A 15,410-nucleotide genomic window follows, 5' to 3' on the forward strand; every position below is an offset into this window, starting at 1 on the left:
CGGGGGGATAAACGTAGTCTTGTTGAGGCATCATGCCAGCATCTCACAACCAGGGAGGTACGAATGAAGGATTGGATCACCGGGTTTATGGAGGAATACGGATATTTGGGCGTCATGCTGATGTTGGCTGTGGAGAACATTTTCCCTCCGATTCCATCGGAAGTGATTCTACCGTTCGGAGGATTCATGACCACCAATTCAGAGCTGACTTTGCCGGGTGTTGTGATCGCAGCGACGGTAGGTTCTCTCCTCGGGGCCGTTATTCTCTATGCCATCGGAAGGCAGCTTGATGTCGAGCGGATGGAAGCACTAGTCGACAAATACGGCCGTTATCTCAAGATCAGCAGGAAGGATGTCCGCAAAGCGGATGCCTGGTTCGATCGTTATGGCGGGTGGACCGTACTCTTTTGCCGGATGATTCCGCTTGTCCGCAGCTTGATCTCCATCCCGGCGGGGATGTCGGGAATGAACTTTGGTCTGTTTCTCTTCTATACGACCATTGGCACCTTGGGCTGGAATATCCTCCTGGTATCAGCGGGTGCGGCTCTTGGCGCATCCTGGGAATCGATAACGGGATATATGGATCTGTATTCGAATGCGGTGTACGCCCTTCTGTTGGTGGGTGCCGGGACCTTGGGGTATCTATTTTGGCGAAAGCGCCGCAAGCCCAAACCCGATCTTGAATAACCGGAGACAAAAACCTTGAACAACCGTAAGTTTAGTTACGGTGGTCAAGGTTTTTTCGATAGAGCGGGCAAGCATGCGCTTGGTTGTCTTTTTGATAAGCCATTCTTGGCCTATACAGACCGCATTCGATTCCCTACAATGAACGTGTTCCAATTAAAAGCGAAACGTTGTTTCGATCAAGAGCGGGTTCCTCCGTATGAAAGCAGGTGAGACGATGGCGGTCCAATTTGGTAGAGTACTTGCCAAACTCCATGCAAAGTCTATAGGACAAACAGACGGCGAAGCTTGCATGGAGAGATAACCCGGTTCGCCGATTCGAACAGGCTGTTTGTCATGAGGCTTTGCATCCTTAATTGAACCATACCAATTAGGGAGCGGGTTTCTATGAAGAATAAGACGAACGGCATCAAGCCTTATCAAAAAGAATTTGATTATTCCTACGCCCTTGGCGCTTATGCCACGATTGAGCTGCTTCAGGTGCGGCCCGATATCGTGCGGAGTGTGCTTCTCCATTCGAAATGCACGGATAGAGCTAGGGTCGTGGATCTGTGCCGAATAAACGGCATTCCGATCGTTTATGACGACAATCGGATCGCCAGAATCAGTCCGAAGGAAAATTGTTACGTCATCGGGGTGTTCTCCAAATATGAAGACCGCATCGAGGAGGATAAGCCTCATCTCGTTCTCGTTCAACCGGGGGATATGGGGAATGTGGGGACGATTCTTCGAATGGCAGCGGGCTTCCACGTGGGCAACCTGGCAATCGTGCTGCCTGCCGCCGACCGATTCCATCCGCGAACGGTACGGGCCTCGATGGGCTCGTTGTTCCGCATGAAATGCGAGACGTTTCAAACGTTTGACCACTACCGGAGCAGGTTCGGTCAGCACCGCCTATTTCCATTTATGCTCCATGGAGAAACCGTGCTGACTCCGAATAATTGCCCGAGGGCGGAGCTGTTTTCCCTTATCTTTGGGAATGAGGCGACAGGCTTGGATGAGGCGCTATTTGGGAAAGTCGGAACGAGCCTGACCCTTCCGCAATCCGAGCTTGTGGATTCGTTAAATCTGTCGGTTGCGGCGGGCATTGGAACGTATCTGTTTGCATCAAAAAACGGGTTGATTTAATTTGGAAGAAGGAAAGAGAAATGAGGCGAATCCGGTAAGCCGTAGGAGCGGCACTGGATTCGCCTCTTTCGCTTAGAGCAGCGGGTAAACTTCTTCCCAAACCGCATTCAGGATATCCGCCAATCGGTCGTCCTCACTGTTGATAGCGACAACCGCGTCCTTATCCGGCAGGACGATACAGAATTGACCGTGGGCTCCGTCAGCGCGGTAAGCTCCGTGTGTGCACATCCAGAACTGGCACCCATAACCCACTCCCCAGTCGCCTTCCCCGCTGCCATTCTCGATCTGCTTCCGGCTGACAAAGTCAATCCAGTCAGCGGGGACAAGCTGCGTCCCGTTCCAAATACCTTTTTGCAACAGCAATTGCCCGAATCGACTGAGCTCTTCGGTGGTTAGCCAAAGACCTGCACAGCCGAGCGTCACTCCGAGCGGCGATTTCTCCCACTCGATCTCTCGGATGCCAAGCGGCTCAAACAATCGGGGTGTCAGGTAATCTTCCACTGTCATGCCGACCGCTTCTTGGACGAGTGCGGAGATCACGAAGGTGTCGCCGCTGCTGTAGGTGAACGGTTCGCCCGGAGGTCGGTCGAGCGGGAGAGACAGGTAGTGCTTGACCCAGTCCTTTTCTGGAAGAGTGGCTCGTTCATCCGCCCACAAGGGGGGAGAATCGTGACCGCTTGTCATCCTCAACAGGTCGTAGAGGGTCAATTCTCCCGGCGGGAAGCCGCATCCTCCAGTCGGCTGAACAGCGGCTTGCTGCGGGAAAAAGTCCTTCAAACGCGAATTCAGCCTCAGCTTGCCTTCGTGAATAGCGAGTCCCACCGCCATACAGGTAAAGGACTTGCTGACCGAATGCTGCAGCCGCCTCCTATCTTGATCTCGATCCCATTGCCCGAACAGCCGACCTTCCTTCAACACTCGAATCGAGTGTACATGCAGTCCATCCCTTACGATGCGTTCTGAAAAGCGTTGCCCAAGGTTGTCCAATCGCCGCACCTTTCTTTCTTCTCGATCCTGGAGGCGCCGTTTACCGAACCCGAGCCGCCAGCCAAAGATCGCGCTTGATTGCATGTCTCTCATCATACAAGCTGCTGCTGGGGATGTAAATGCTTGCAGAGAAATGAAAGCCCTCGGTTTTCTTCCATTCCAGCAAGGGAAAAACGATGGTTGACACGAAAGAAGAGTCGTATTATGATGTTAATCGAAACGATTCGATAAAACCGCTTACAAAACAGGATTTAATGATTATTTGCCAAAAAAAGCGGTTAAATATTATTGAAACGATTCGAATTGCTGTCGTTTTAAGCAAGGTGGAGAGGAGAAACCTATGGCTTGTTTATCCATGGAGGAGGGTTCGGTCTTTGGGGATTCTCTACTGATTACCCCGATTCCGTCGCTTTACGCAGAGAGAAGAAAACGAATACAAACTTGCTCCGAGCTGTCTTTCTTTTCATGCAAGCGCATGGACGGAGGTCCTTTTGCCGAAAGTAACCAGGTAGATTCGGAAGAGAAGGAAGCAAAGGCATTGAATGGCTTTCGGTGCGAAGGAAGTCTTGGCAGTCTTACCGGATCGTTCCTGCAAGAGCGTCCGAGTGCGGTGTTCGGCTTCCTTGGCGCGGAATGCAATGATGAAGAGCGAGGTGAATTCCATTGAAACCAGCAGTCTTAGGCCCCGAGAAAAAAGAGAACACGCGAATGAAACGGCTGTTTACGGAAATTTGGAAAAACCGGATGGTCTACACGCTCCTGATTCCCGGTCTTGTCTGGCTGTTCCTGTTTGCCTACATGCCGATGGGAGGCTTGTCGTTGGCTTTCAAGGATTACAAGGCGAATCTTGGCATCTGGAAAAGCCCTTGGGCTGGGTTGGAGAACTTTCAATATGTTTTCCGCGATCCGAATTTCTCAGCCGCCGTGTGGCGCACTTTGTACGTCAACATCCTGAAGCTGATCGTCCAGTTCCCTTTCCCGATTCTGGTCGCTCTCCTGCTGAATGAATTGCGGATGCGGAAGATGAGCAAGATTTTCCAGACGGTGCTGACCTTTCCGCAATTTCTGTCCTGGATCATCGTCTCTGGGATCGTGATCAATGTGCTGTCCTACGACGGTCTCGTCAATAGCTTGCTCACGCTGGTCGGGCTGCCCACCATCAACTTCCTCGGCTCGGAGAGCACCTTCGTTCCGATGCTGCTCCTGACGGATATCTGGAAGTCCACCGGCTGGGGCGCCATCATCTTCTTGGCTGCCATCTCGGGGATCGATCAAGATCAATTCGAATCCGCTCAGATTGACGGAGCTTCGAGATTTCAGCAGATGTTCCGCGTCACGCTGCCGAATATCCTGCCAACCATCGTCGTCATGTTCATTCTCAACGTCGGCGGACTGATGTCCTCAGGCTTTGATCAAATCTTCAACTTGGCGAACGCCGCTACGAAGAATGTTTCAGAAGTGCTTGACGTTTACATCTACCGGATCACCTTCCAGTCCTCCACGGACTTCTCTTTCTCGACTGCCGTCAGCTTGTTCCGTTCCCTGGTGAACATGAGCCTGCTGCTTCTGGCAGACCGTGGGGCCAAACTGCTCGGTGGAGACGGATTGTTCAAGTAAGACAGAACGTAAGAAAGGAGATGGTCCTGATGAGTACACTATCGAAATCCGCCAAATTCGGCACGAACCGGCTGACGCTGATGGATTACTTGATCTTCGTGATCATGCTGATCGCAGCTCTCCTGATTCTCGTTCCCTTCTGGAATGTCATCATGATTTCCTTTTCAACTCCGAAGGAATACGCGGATAACCCGCTGTTGATGTTTCCGAAGAACCCGACGCTTGATTCCTATAGGGCGCTGTTCGCGGACGGCACCATTCTTACCGGTTACTGGAACACGATCAAGCTGCTTCTGGCCGGTCTGCCGCTCAGCTTGTTCTTGACCACCAGCATGGCTTATGGCCTGAGCCGTCCTCCGTTTCCCGGCAAGAAGCTGTTCTTCTTCCTCGTGCTCTTCACGATGGTCTTTAACGGCGGGATCGTTCCGATGTATCTGGTGATGAAGTCGCTTCATCTAACTGGGTCGCTCTGGTCCGTCATCTTTGTCGGAAGCTTCAGCTCCTTCAATATGATACTGATGATGAACTACTTTTACAGCCTGCCAGAGTCGCTGATGGAATCGGCCCGTCTCGACGGAGCGGGGGAATGGCGCATCCTGTTTCAGATCGTCCTTCCGCTCGCCGCTCCGATCATGGCAACCATCGCCCTGTTCTATGGGGTAGGCTTCTGGAACAGCTGGTACGACGCCATGATCTTCCTGCGCAGAGCCGAACAGCTCCCGCTGCAAAACGTGCTGCGAGCGATCATCGTCGAATCGACCACGAACGCTTCCAATGCTTCCAGTGTCGATCAGATCGGCAAGGGATCCTTCTCGATGGGGATGAAGATGGCCGCCGTCTTCGTGACGATGGTGCCGATCATGTGCTTCTTCCCGCTCTTGCAAAAGCATTTTGCCAAAGGGGTATTGACAGGGGCAATCAAGACCTGATCTATACAAATAAAACCAAGCTTCAAGCAATCCATTATGACACATGGGGGAAAAACATGAAGACCAAATGGAAGTTCTCCGGCAAGGCGGTTCTTGCAACCGTGATGTGCATGTCCCTGGTTTTGGGTGCCTGCTCCAAGAGCAGCTCCGGCAGCGCAGACGACAACGCGAAGGATGAGAACGGGAACTACAAGACCCAACTGACCATCTCCGCAGCCAACCTGACTAACCTTAAGGACGGACAGCTTGACAACGAGTTCCACAAATACTGGATGGACAAGTTCAATATCAAATGGGATTACAACTATATCGATTGGGATTCCTGGGCAGAGAAGCTGCGTCTCTGGATCAACTCCGGCGACCTTCCGGATGTAGCGGTCTGGAATTATGTTCACGGCGATGCCATGAACTACATCGATCAAGGCCTGCTCTACAAGTTCCCGGATGATTGGAAAACCCGCTGGCCGAACGTCGCTGCCGCTTACAAGGAGACGGGCCTCGGCGACAAGCTGGAAGAGCTGACTGGCGGAACATACATCCTGCCGCGCCCGGTTTATTTTGAGAACAAGCCTGCTGATCCACTGCTGAACCAAATCGGCGTTATCGCTCTCCGCAAGGACTGGGCACAGGCTGTCGGCTTCGAATTGAAGGATGTTTACACCACGAGCGAGCTCAACGAGTACGCCCGCCTCGTAAAAGAGAAGGACCCGGGCAAGGTCGGCAACAAGCTGGTTCCGATCTCCTACAACTCGGCTGACGCCCTGACCAACTTCGTCATGGCAAACAGCGAGCATTCCCGCGTAGAATCGGCCTTCTACAAAGGCGAAGACGGTCAGTACCATTGGGGTCCTGCCGATCAAGAAACGCTTACCGGCTTGAAGATCATGCAGCAGGCTTACAAGGACAAGCTGCTTGATCCGGAATTCTACACCTGGAAGAACAGCGAAGGCACCGACAAGTTCCGCGTGAACGGCGTAGCCGCAGTCATGAGCCTCGGCGGTTTGGCTTCGTACCGTCAGGATCTTAATACGAACATGAAAAAGAATCTCGGCGTAGACAGTGACGATCTTATCCAGACGGCGCTGGTGACCGGCGATGACGGCAAATACCGCAACCTGGAACAAGCCAACTTCTGGTCGGCCTTGATCTTCAATCCGAAAATCAGCAAAGAGAAATTCGAACGCATCATGGATTTGATCGACTACTCGGTCAGCAAGGAAGGCCAATTGGTTCTGAACATGGGCTTTGAAGGCAAGGACTGGAAGTACGACGACAACAAACAGCTTGTCAGCCTTCTGCCAGAAGGAACCTCTCTGGAAGACAAATACCCGAGCCGCTTTGAGGGGCTGTACCTTCTGGGCGACGACTTCAGCGTCATCAACCCGGCGATCAAGAAGGATTACCGCGACCGTGCGGTCGAGCTGTACAAGGAAAAAGCGAAGCTGAGCACCGAAGGCGGCAAGATGGCTACCTATGATTGGGACGTCCAGCTGTACGATTCGAAAGCGAAGAACCAAGCCAGCTTTGACTACGCAACGGAATACACCAACCTGATTCTCCAACCGGGCGATTTGGAAGCCAACTGGAAGAAATGGGTGGAAAGCAAGCAATCGATGGTGAAGCCGGTTCTTGATGAATTGAATAGCCAGAAGAAATAAGTTGATAGAGAAGCGGTGATTCGGCACGGGGTGTCTGCCCGAGCCGGAGTCGGAACCCGGTCTGCCACGGATCATCCGCACGCAGCCGGGTTCTTGACATAACCGCGGGAATGACACGGGATAGGGTACCAATGGGATAGTGGAGGGAACCGTAATGAATGATCAGCAATTGCTGGACCTGATCGGGCAAATGACAAGAGAAGATAAGATCGCTCAATTGCTGCAGCTCACCGGAGCTTTCTATGAAGGGTTTCACGATAAGGAACTCCTCACCGGTCCGATGGAGGAGCTCGGTGTCAATGAAGCGATGGTGAATGCGAGCGGTTCAGCGCTCAATCTGTCAGGAGCCCGAACGATCACAGAGGTTCAACAAACGTATCTGAAGAAAAATAGGCTTGGCATTCCGCTACTGTTTATGGCGGATGTCGTTCACGGCTTCAAGACCATCTTTCCGATTCCGCTTGCGATCGGTTGCTCCTGGAATCTTCCGCTTGCGGAAAAGAGCGCCGAAATCGCAGCCCGGGAATCTGCTGTGTCCGGGATTCACGTGACCTTCGCTCCGATGGTCGACCTCGTGCGCGATCCGCGCTGGGGGCGCGTCATGGAATCGACGGGCGAAGACCCGCATCTGAACAGCCTGTTCGCACGGGCGTTCGTCCGCGGCTACCAAGGCGACGACCTGAAGGGTGATAAGGAAAGACTCGCTTCCTGCGTCAAGCACTTTGCCGCATACGGCGCTCCGGAAGGCGGTCGGGAATACAACACCGTTGACATGTCGGAGCGGAACCTGCGCGAGTACTACCTGCCAGCGTACAAAGCGGCGATTGAGGAAGGCTGCGCGCTGGTCATGGCCTCCTTCAATACCGTGGACGGCATCCCGGCGAGCGGCAACGAGAAGCTGATGCGCGGCATCCTTCGCGGCGAGTGGGGTTATGACGGAGTCGTCATCTCCGATTGGGCGTCCATCCGCGAGATGATCGCGCACGGAGTCTGTGAAGACGATCGGGAAGCGGCGCTCAAGGCCATTCGAGCAGGCATCGATATCGAGATGATGACGCCGTGTTATGTGCACCATCTGCCGGAGCTCCTTGCGGGCGGCGAGGTTGATGAGAAGCTGATCGATGAAGCGGTGCTACGGATCCTGCAGCTGAAGGAGAAACTCGGCCTGTTTGAGAATCCGCTTAGGGGCGCCGATCCCGAGCGGGAGCGCGAGGTGATCCTCTGCGACGATCACCGGGAGGCGGCCTATGAACTGGCGGCGGAATCGTGCGTTCTGCTGAAGAATAACGGCTCGCTGCCGCTCAGCCCGAATGCGAAGGTCGCGCTCGTCGGTCCCTACGCCGAGAGCAACGACATACTTGGCTGGTGGTCCTGCGCCGGCGATAAGGAAGACGCGGTTTCCCTTGCGGCTGCGCTTCGGGAACGCATGGACAGCAGCCGATTGACCACAGCCGGCTGTGGGATCGAATCGATCAGCTCCTCTGAGCGGGATGCCATGTTCGCCGCCGCGAGCGATGCCGACGTTCTCGTCGTGGCATTCGGCGAAGACGTTGCCATGAGCGGCGAAGGCGCATCCCGCACGAATCTGCAGCTGCCGAAAGCGCAACTGGAGCTGCTGCAGCAGCTCGCGGCGACCGGGAAACCGATAGCCGTCGTGCTCTTCAACGGACGGCCGCTCGATTTGACCGGCGTATTCGAAGAAGCGGACGCAGTGCTCGAAGCCTGGTTCCCCGGTGTTGAAGGAGGGGCAGCGATCGCTGATCTGCTGCTTGGCCGCGTGAATCCGTCGGGACGCTTGAGTATGTCGTTCCCCCATTCGGTGGGCCAGGTGCCCGTTCATTACAACAAATTCAATACGGGACGTCCTCTTACGCCGGGACACGAGGATGAACGCTATATCTCGAAATATATCGATAGCCCGAACGAACCGCTCCTGCCCTTCGGTTTCGGCCTTTCCTACACCGAGTTCGAATACGGAGAGCTTGAGATCAGCGGGGCGAAGCTTAGCCGGAATGAGTCGTTGACGGTTCAAGTCAAGGTCACCAACACCGGACTTCGTTCGGGGATCGAGACGGTTCAGTTATATATCCGGGATCTAGCCGGGGAGGTTGTACGGCCTCTTCGCGAGTTAAAGGATTTTGTCCGACTCGCGCTGAAGCCGGGCGAGACCGGAACGGCGATCTTCACGCTTACGGAGCAACAATTGCGCTATCATCATTCTGATCTTTCGTTCACCAGCGATTCGGGCGCGTTTCGCGTCTATGTCGGAAGCAACAGCCGGGACACCCGGGAAGCCGGGTTTCAGCTTGTCCCTTGATACGTCCATTAGCCGATAGAAGCAGCAGAGCTGCCCAGGGCCTAAGAGCCCGATCCTCTTGGCAGGATCGGGTTCCGGGTTCCGGATAGGAGGTAGGAACATACTAATGACAACTCTAGCCAAATCGAAAATCGAAGTGCGGGCCGGTGCCCTCGCTTTCACCTTCTGGAACAGCGGCGATCTGTACCTTGCAGAGAGCGGCCGGACCATGATCAACCAACTGATGACAAGTCCCCTTGACGGATCGTTGAACAACCTGTATCTGCGCGTTCATCAACCATCCGGGATTGCTTACTACCCGCTTGTCGGCATCCGATCCGGAAGCCGTTTCGCCTATAGTGAAGATTACGCGGTGTGGGAAGGGGAAGCGGCCGGCATCGGCTACCGCGTGCTGTTCGCCCCGACCGAGCAAGGTGTCTGGTTCTGGGATATTACCGTTGAGGGAGAAGGCGCAACCGTCGATCTCGTGTACGGGCAGGACGTGGGCCTTGCGGACGGCGGAGCGGTACGCAGCAATGAAGCTTACCTCTCGCAATATATCGATCATGCGGTATTCGAAGACGCTGAGCAAGGCTTCGTCGTGTGCTCGCGACAAAATCAGCCTCAAGGCGGAGCTTTTCCTTATCTTCAGCAAGGGGCTCTCACCCGGGCGACGGGATATTCCACGGACGGGTTCCAATTCTACGGCTTGTCCTACAAAGAAACAGATGTTCCGGAAAGCCTCCTGCACGAGCAGCTTGCCAATGAAATTTACCAATACGAATTCGCCTATACGGCACTCCAGTCGGAGAAGGTCGAGCTAAATGGGAATGCGCGGTTCGTCTTCTACGGTCTCCTTCAAGCGGATCATCCGGCTGCGATCACAGAGCTGGAGTATGCGGGACTTCTTGCTGAGGCTTGGAGCGCTTATCAAGGCCGGTTTGCGGAATCGGCGCAGGCAGTGGCAGCAGCGAAGCCCGCTGTGAAAGCCGCCTATCGCCCCGTCATCGGCAAGCCAGTCCAGACGCTGCCCGTATCTGATGAGAAGCTGGAGCAGCTTTTCCCGGCAAGCACGAGGCATCAAGAAGAAGTTCTGGACGGCAAGCTGGCTGCCTTTTTCACGGAAACCTATGAGCATGTGGTTCTGAAGGAAAAAGAACTGCGCGTCGAGCGTCCGCATGGACATATCCTGATGAGCGGCAATAACGTGGTGCTGGGAGAACCGGTTATCACCACCACTTCGTATATGTACGGGGTATTCAACTCCCATTTGGTTATCGGGAACACGAACTTCAATAAGATGGTAGGCGTAGCTCGCGGGGCGCTCAATGTTCCCAAAACCTCCGGTCAGCGCATCTATATTGAACAAAATGGTGAATTTTGCCTCTTGACGCTGCCTTCGCTGTATGAAATCGGATTCAACTACGTGCGTTGGTACTATATAATGGAACAAGATACCCTCGTGATCACGAACTACACCGGAGCCGATTCCACAGAAGTTCGTCTGAATGTTCGCTCGGAGAGCGGGAAGGTTTATCGGTATCTTGTCACCAATCAAGTGACGATGAATGTGAACGAATATGAATATCCCATTCATCTGACCGAGAAGGGCGACGAATGGATCTTCCGCGCCGACCCCGCTTCGCTCAGCCAGACGCAATATCCGGAACTGTGCTACACGCTGCGGGTAGACGGGGCCGAGATGAACGTGTCCGATGAGAGCGAGCTTGCCGAAGGAGTCGCTGCTGGCGACGCTTCTCTGGTTGTTCTGAAGCTTGGAGAGAGCAGCGAGTGGACGATGACGATTCGGGGCTCGTTGGATGGAGCTTTGGCACCCACAACCGGACGCAGCGCTGATGAAGAAATTGCGGCTTACCGGAGCTTCCTTGGCGGGGTGATGAATGATTTTCACCTGTCCATGCCCGGCGAAGAGAAGAGCGACAGCCTGTTTAAAGTGAACGCACTCGCGTGGTGGTATACCCACAACATGCTGGTTCACTACTCCGTTCCTCACGGGCTTGAGCAATATGGCGGCGCCGCTTGGGGAACCCGAGACGTCTGCCAGGGACCGGTCGAATATTTCCTGGCTACCCAGAAGTATGATCAGGTGCGGGACATTCTGAAAATGGTGTACTCGCATCAGTACGAGGATGACGGTAACTGGCCGCAATGGTTCATGTTCGACCGGTACAGCGCCATTCAACAGACCGAAAGCCACGGCGATATCATCGTTTGGCCGCTGAAGGTATTGGCGGATTACCTCACGATTACGGGCGACCCGACCATCCTGCAGGAGCAAGTGCCCTATACGGTGAAGGAAGGGTTCGGCTTCACGAGCGGCAAGGCAACTTTGCTCGACCATGCCAAGAAAGAGCTGGACTACATCCGCAGCCACTTCCTGCATGACACCCACTTGTCGGCATACGGCGACGGCGATTGGGACGATACGTTGCAGCCGGCCAACGCTCAGCTCAAGCAATACATGGTTAGCAGCTGGACGGTGGCGTTGACGTATCAAACCGTAACAAGGCTTTCGGAAGTTCTAGCCGAAACCGATGCCGAGCTGGCGGAAGATCTGCGCGGAATGGCCGACGCCATCCGCCAGGATTACAATCGCTATATGCTGGGAACCGATGTCATTCCGGGCTTCCTGTATATGGAAGACCCGCAAGAAGTGAAGCTCATGCTTCACCCGAGCGACGAGGAAACCGGCATTCATTACCGGCTGCTGCCCATGACCCGCAGCATCATCGCGGAGCTTCTTGAAGGCGAGCGAGCTGCCTCCACCTACGAGCTGGTTCAGGAAAAGTTCCGCTGTCCGGACGGGGTGCGGCTGATGAACCGCCCAGCTCAGTATGCCGGCGGTGTGAGCTCGCATTTCAAACGAGCCGAACAGGCGGCGAATTTCGGCCGCGAGGTCGGGCTGCAATACGTCCATGCGCACATCCGCTACGTGGAAGCGATGGCGAAGCTGGGCCATTCGGACGATGTTTGGAACGGGCTGGAGACGATCAACCCGGTCGGCATCACGGACGTTGTTCCGAATGCAGAGCCGCGCCAAAGCAATTCGTACTTCAGCAGCTCGGACGGCAAGTTCAACACCCGTTACGAGGCGCAGGAGCGCTTTGACGAGCTGCGAACCGGAGAGGTTCCGGTGAAGGGCGGCTGGAGAATCTATTCCAGCGGTCCGGGAATCTACATGAACCAGCTCATCTCGGCTGCGCTTGGCATCCGTCAGCTGGACGGAGATCTAGTTCTTGATCCGGTGCTTCCGAGCAAGCTGAACGGAATGGAGTTCCGCTTCGGGTATGCAGGACGCGAGACGATCTTCCGTTACCGGAGTGTTGGCGCTCCGATCCGCAAGGTCGTGATTAACGGCGTTGAAGTGGAAGGGGAACGACTGGCCAATCCGTACCGTGAAGGTGGTCTGCGCATTAAGCGTCACGATTTTGAAAAGCTTGCAGGGCAAGAAAAGGCCGTCATCGAGCTGTTTGCGTAAGTGACAGGCTGTAGGTTGCTTTAGCATAGGTTAGGAGCGAGTGCAGTGGTAAGCATTAAGGACATCGCCAAAAAAGCCAACGTATCCATCTCGACGGTTTCCTACGCGCTGAACGGCAGTGACAAGGTGACGGACGAAACGAGCGCAAGGATCTTGAATATTGCGCGGGAAATGAATTATGTTCCGAACGCTTCGGCACGAAACCTGAAGAAACGGGAAACGAAGATCATCGGTGTCTTTCTGACGGATTTCCGGGGCGGTGTCTATGGAGACTTGCAGCATGGAATGAAGGAAGTCAGCAATGCGTTCGGGTATGATCTCGTGGTGTGCAGCGGCAAACAGTCGCATCGGATGCTGCCTGAACGGATGATCGACGGTGCGGTCATCCTGGACCATGCCTTCCAGAGCGAGGAATTGCTGCAATATGCCGATCTTGGCCACAAGATCGTAGTGCTCGACCGGGAGCTGGAGCATCCGAACATCAACCAGGTGCTCCTCGACAACAAGGCTGGGGCTACGCTTGCGATGGATTACCTGCTCGATAAGGGACACCGGAAGATTTACGTCGTTACCGGACCGGATGATTCCTTCGATTCGATGCAGCGGATGAAAGGGGTCCGCATGACAGCCGAGCGGGCCGGCATCGACATCTTCGAGATCGCCGGCGATTTCAAGAAGAGCGGCGGGGTTCAAGCGGCGGAGAGAATTATCAACGAATATACGGAACCCGCTGCAGTCTTTTGCCTCAACGATGAAATGGCAATCGGCTTGTACAATCGGCTGGCTGGAACCGGCCTGTGCATCGGAGAAGATCTGCATGTCATCGGCTTCGATAACATCGAAGTGTCCCAATACTTGTACCCCCGGCTTGCTACCATTGAATATTCCAAGCAAAGATGGGGAGAACTCGCTTCCCAGCAGCTGATCAAGCTGATTGCGGGCGAGCAGGTGGAGCAGGAACGAGTCTATGTCAAACTGATTGAAGGGCAATCGGTGGGCAGCGCTCGATAGCCCCCTTTCGGAAGCATGGATCTGAACGGAGCTGTTGGATGAATGCGGCGGCTTCGACGGTCCGCGAAGCATGAGATGAAAAGGACCTCTGTCGCACGGACAGAGGTTCTTTCCTTTATCAGACTCAGAAGAGAGTAGGGATATCCTATGACATCCGTAAAGATCATGACATTCAACCTGCGTGTAATGGTGGAATCGGACGGAGACAATGCTTGGGACAAGCGCTATCTAGCTGCCGCAGCCGCGATCGCGGAGCATCGCGCCGACATCGTATGCACGCAGGAAGGAAGATTGTTCATGCTGCAAGAACTGGAGGCTGAGCTCGACCGGTACGCCTGGATCGGCGCTGGCCGCAAGGGCGGGCATGAGGATGAGCATTGCGCGATTTTCTACGACAAGGAAAAGTGGCAGATTGCCCAGTCTGGCGATTTTGGGTTGTCGGAGAACCCCGAACAGCTCGGAGTGCTCAGCTGGAAAACCGACTATCCGCGCATGTGCACATGGGCCAGGCTCCGCTCGGTGGACGGATCGTCGGAGTTCGCCGTATTCAATACTCACCTCGATCATATCAGCGAGGAAGCACAAGTGAAGGGTATGGAGCTGATCCGCGATCGCATCGGACAGTTTCAGCGGGAGACGGGGCTGCCTGTCCTTTTGACCGGAGACTTTAATGTGGAGCCGGATCACGCGGTTATCCATGGCTTGGAGCGGGCAGGGTATACCAATGCGTATTCCATCTTGCCGGGAGGGAAAGCGAGCATAGGGTGCACCTTCCACGACTTCAAGGGCGGCGTAACGGGAGAACTGATCGACTACATCTTCACCACACCGCAAGTTACGGTGGAGCAGATTGAGATCGACCGAAGCCGCTACCAAGGCCGTTATCCGTCGGATCATTATCCGGTTTGCGCACTTGTGTCATGGGAGGGCAAGCAATAAAGTTGATTCTTTGTCCGATTATCGGTTCAAGAGCAAAAAGAGCACGCGCTTCATAAACGCGGCTCTTTTTTGTTTACCTCAACTCGCCCTTTCCATTTTGTCTCGGTATGCGATAATAAAGGAAGAAGGAATGATCGGTTGACGATGGGTTCATTCGCATTCCAATTTTCCTTACGCAGAGGAGGAGCAAGATGGCAACGTTAGTTCCGATGGACGAAGAGGATTATCAGCATTATTTGGAGCATGCCGCTAAGGATTATGCACTCGAGAAGGTACGTTCTGGCGCTTGGACGGAGGATGAAGCTCTTAAGCGTTCCGAAGAAGCTTTTCAGAGTCTGTTACCGGACGGAATGGCTACCGCGGACACGCTGCTGTTTCGGATTGAGGATGCCGAGAAGGCAGAGAAGGTGGGCTACCTCTGGCTCCATGAGAGGAACAGCCCGACGGGGAGAGCATTCTTCATCTATGATTTCCTGATCTTCGAGCCCAGTCAAGGCAAAGGCTACGGGAAGCAGGCTATGGCGGCGCTGGATGAGAAGGCGAAGGAGCTTGGCATCGCACAGATTTCTTTGCATGTGTTCGGGCATAACACGAGGGCAATCCGCCTCTATGAGAAATCCGGATACAAGGTCACGGATCTGTCGATGAGCAAAGCTCTGTAA

Annotated in this window: 12 protein-coding genes; 11 read left to right on the forward strand and 1 reads right to left on the reverse strand. The window is 54.4% G+C overall.

All coding sequences use genetic code 11. From position 1 onward, the window contains the following. Positions 1–63 precede the first annotated feature (63 nt). From BN2684_RS15680 to BN2684_RS15685, 3 genes are all read left to right on the forward strand, one after another. Complete coding sequence (locus BN2684_RS15680; protein ID WP_058303097.1) at positions 64–687, forward strand: DedA family protein; 624 nt, start codon at positions 64–66, stop codon at positions 685–687. A 15-nt stretch (positions 688–702) separates the two neighbouring features. Next, complete coding sequence (locus tag BN2684_RS24550) at positions 703–897, forward strand: hypothetical protein (RefSeq protein WP_148449993.1); 195 nt, start codon at positions 703–705, stop codon at positions 895–897. 174 nt (positions 898–1,071) lie between these two features. Next, complete coding sequence (locus BN2684_RS15685; protein WP_058303098.1) at positions 1,072–1,812, forward strand: TrmH family RNA methyltransferase; 741 nt, start codon at positions 1,072–1,074, stop codon at positions 1,810–1,812. A gap of 72 nt (positions 1,813–1,884) precedes the next feature. Here BN2684_RS15685 and BN2684_RS15690 read toward each other — a convergent pair whose 3' ends face one another. Then, entirely contained in the window at positions 1,885–2,895 is a 1,011-nt protein-coding gene (locus BN2684_RS15690; protein WP_234340251.1) for a serine hydrolase domain-containing protein, read from the reverse strand. Between the two features lie 567 nt (positions 2,896–3,462). Between BN2684_RS15690 and BN2684_RS15700 the strand changes: the two genes are divergently transcribed. The 8 genes from BN2684_RS15700 (at position 3,463) to BN2684_RS15735 (ending at position 15,410) form a co-directional block, all read left to right on the forward strand. Then, on the forward strand, positions 3,463–4,416 hold the full coding sequence (locus tag BN2684_RS15700; RefSeq protein ID WP_058303100.1) for an ABC transporter permease: 954 nt from the start codon (positions 3,463–3,465) through the stop codon (positions 4,414–4,416). A gap of 29 nt (positions 4,417–4,445) precedes the next feature. Next, positions 4,446–5,345: a carbohydrate ABC transporter permease gene (locus tag BN2684_RS15705; RefSeq protein ID WP_058303101.1), complete on the forward strand. Its 900-nt coding sequence runs from the start codon at positions 4,446–4,448 to the stop codon at positions 5,343–5,345. 56 nt (positions 5,346–5,401) lie between these two features. Beyond that, positions 5,402–7,003, forward strand: a complete 1,602-nt coding sequence (locus BN2684_RS15710; RefSeq protein ID WP_058303102.1) for a type 2 periplasmic-binding domain-containing protein — start codon at positions 5,402–5,404, stop codon at positions 7,001–7,003. 154 nt (positions 7,004–7,157) lie between these two features. Further along, entirely contained in the window at positions 7,158–9,320 is a 2,163-nt protein-coding gene (locus BN2684_RS15715; RefSeq protein WP_058303103.1) for a glycoside hydrolase family 3 N-terminal domain-containing protein, read from the forward strand. A 106-nt stretch (positions 9,321–9,426) separates the two neighbouring features. Then, positions 9,427–12,798 carry a GH36-type glycosyl hydrolase domain-containing protein gene (locus BN2684_RS15720; RefSeq protein ID WP_058303104.1) on the forward strand — a complete coding sequence of 1,124 codons (3,372 nt, stop codon included), beginning with the start codon at positions 9,427–9,429 and terminating at the stop codon, positions 12,796–12,798. Positions 12,799–12,843: 45 nt separating this feature from the next. Further along, complete coding sequence (locus tag BN2684_RS15725) at positions 12,844–13,809, forward strand: LacI family DNA-binding transcriptional regulator (protein ID WP_058303105.1); 966 nt, start codon at positions 12,844–12,846, stop codon at positions 13,807–13,809. Between the two features lie 147 nt (positions 13,810–13,956). After that, positions 13,957–14,748: an endonuclease/exonuclease/phosphatase family protein gene (locus BN2684_RS15730; protein WP_058303106.1), complete on the forward strand. Its 792-nt coding sequence runs from the start codon at positions 13,957–13,959 to the stop codon at positions 14,746–14,748. A gap of 191 nt (positions 14,749–14,939) precedes the next feature. After that, positions 14,940–15,410: a GNAT family N-acetyltransferase gene (locus tag BN2684_RS15735; protein WP_058303107.1), complete on the forward strand. Its 471-nt coding sequence runs from the start codon at positions 14,940–14,942 to the stop codon at positions 15,408–15,410.

Origin of the sequence: Gorillibacterium timonense (assembly GCF_001457415.1) — a bacterium.
In the GTDB taxonomy this organism is placed as follows: domain Bacteria; phylum Bacillota; class Bacilli; order Paenibacillales; family NBRC-103111; genus Gorillibacterium; species Gorillibacterium timonense.

Excerpts from the sequence above, each read along its gene's own strand:
- BN2684_RS15680 (WP_058303097.1), top strand. The coding sequence starts at position 64 with ATGAAGGATTGGATCACCGGGTTTATGGAGGAATACGGATATTTGGGC.
- BN2684_RS15685 (WP_058303098.1), top strand. The coding sequence starts at position 1,072 with ATGAAGAATAAGACGAACGGCATCAAGCCTTATCAAAAAGAATTTGAT.
- BN2684_RS15690 (WP_234340251.1), bottom strand. The coding sequence starts at position 2,895 with ATGATGAGAGACATGCAATCAAGCGCGATCTTTGGCTGGCGGCTCGGG.
- BN2684_RS15705 (WP_058303101.1), top strand. The coding sequence starts at position 4,446 with ATGAGTACACTATCGAAATCCGCCAAATTCGGCACGAACCGGCTGACG.
- BN2684_RS15710 (WP_058303102.1), top strand. The coding sequence starts at position 5,402 with ATGAAGACCAAATGGAAGTTCTCCGGCAAGGCGGTTCTTGCAACCGTG.
- BN2684_RS15715 (WP_058303103.1), top strand. The coding sequence starts at position 7,158 with ATGAATGATCAGCAATTGCTGGACCTGATCGGGCAAATGACAAGAGAA.
- BN2684_RS15720 (WP_058303104.1), top strand. The coding sequence starts at position 9,427 with ATGACAACTCTAGCCAAATCGAAAATCGAAGTGCGGGCCGGTGCCCTC.
- BN2684_RS15730 (WP_058303106.1), top strand. The coding sequence starts at position 13,957 with ATGACATCCGTAAAGATCATGACATTCAACCTGCGTGTAATGGTGGAA.
- BN2684_RS15735 (WP_058303107.1), top strand. The coding sequence starts at position 14,940 with ATGGCAACGTTAGTTCCGATGGACGAAGAGGATTATCAGCATTATTTG.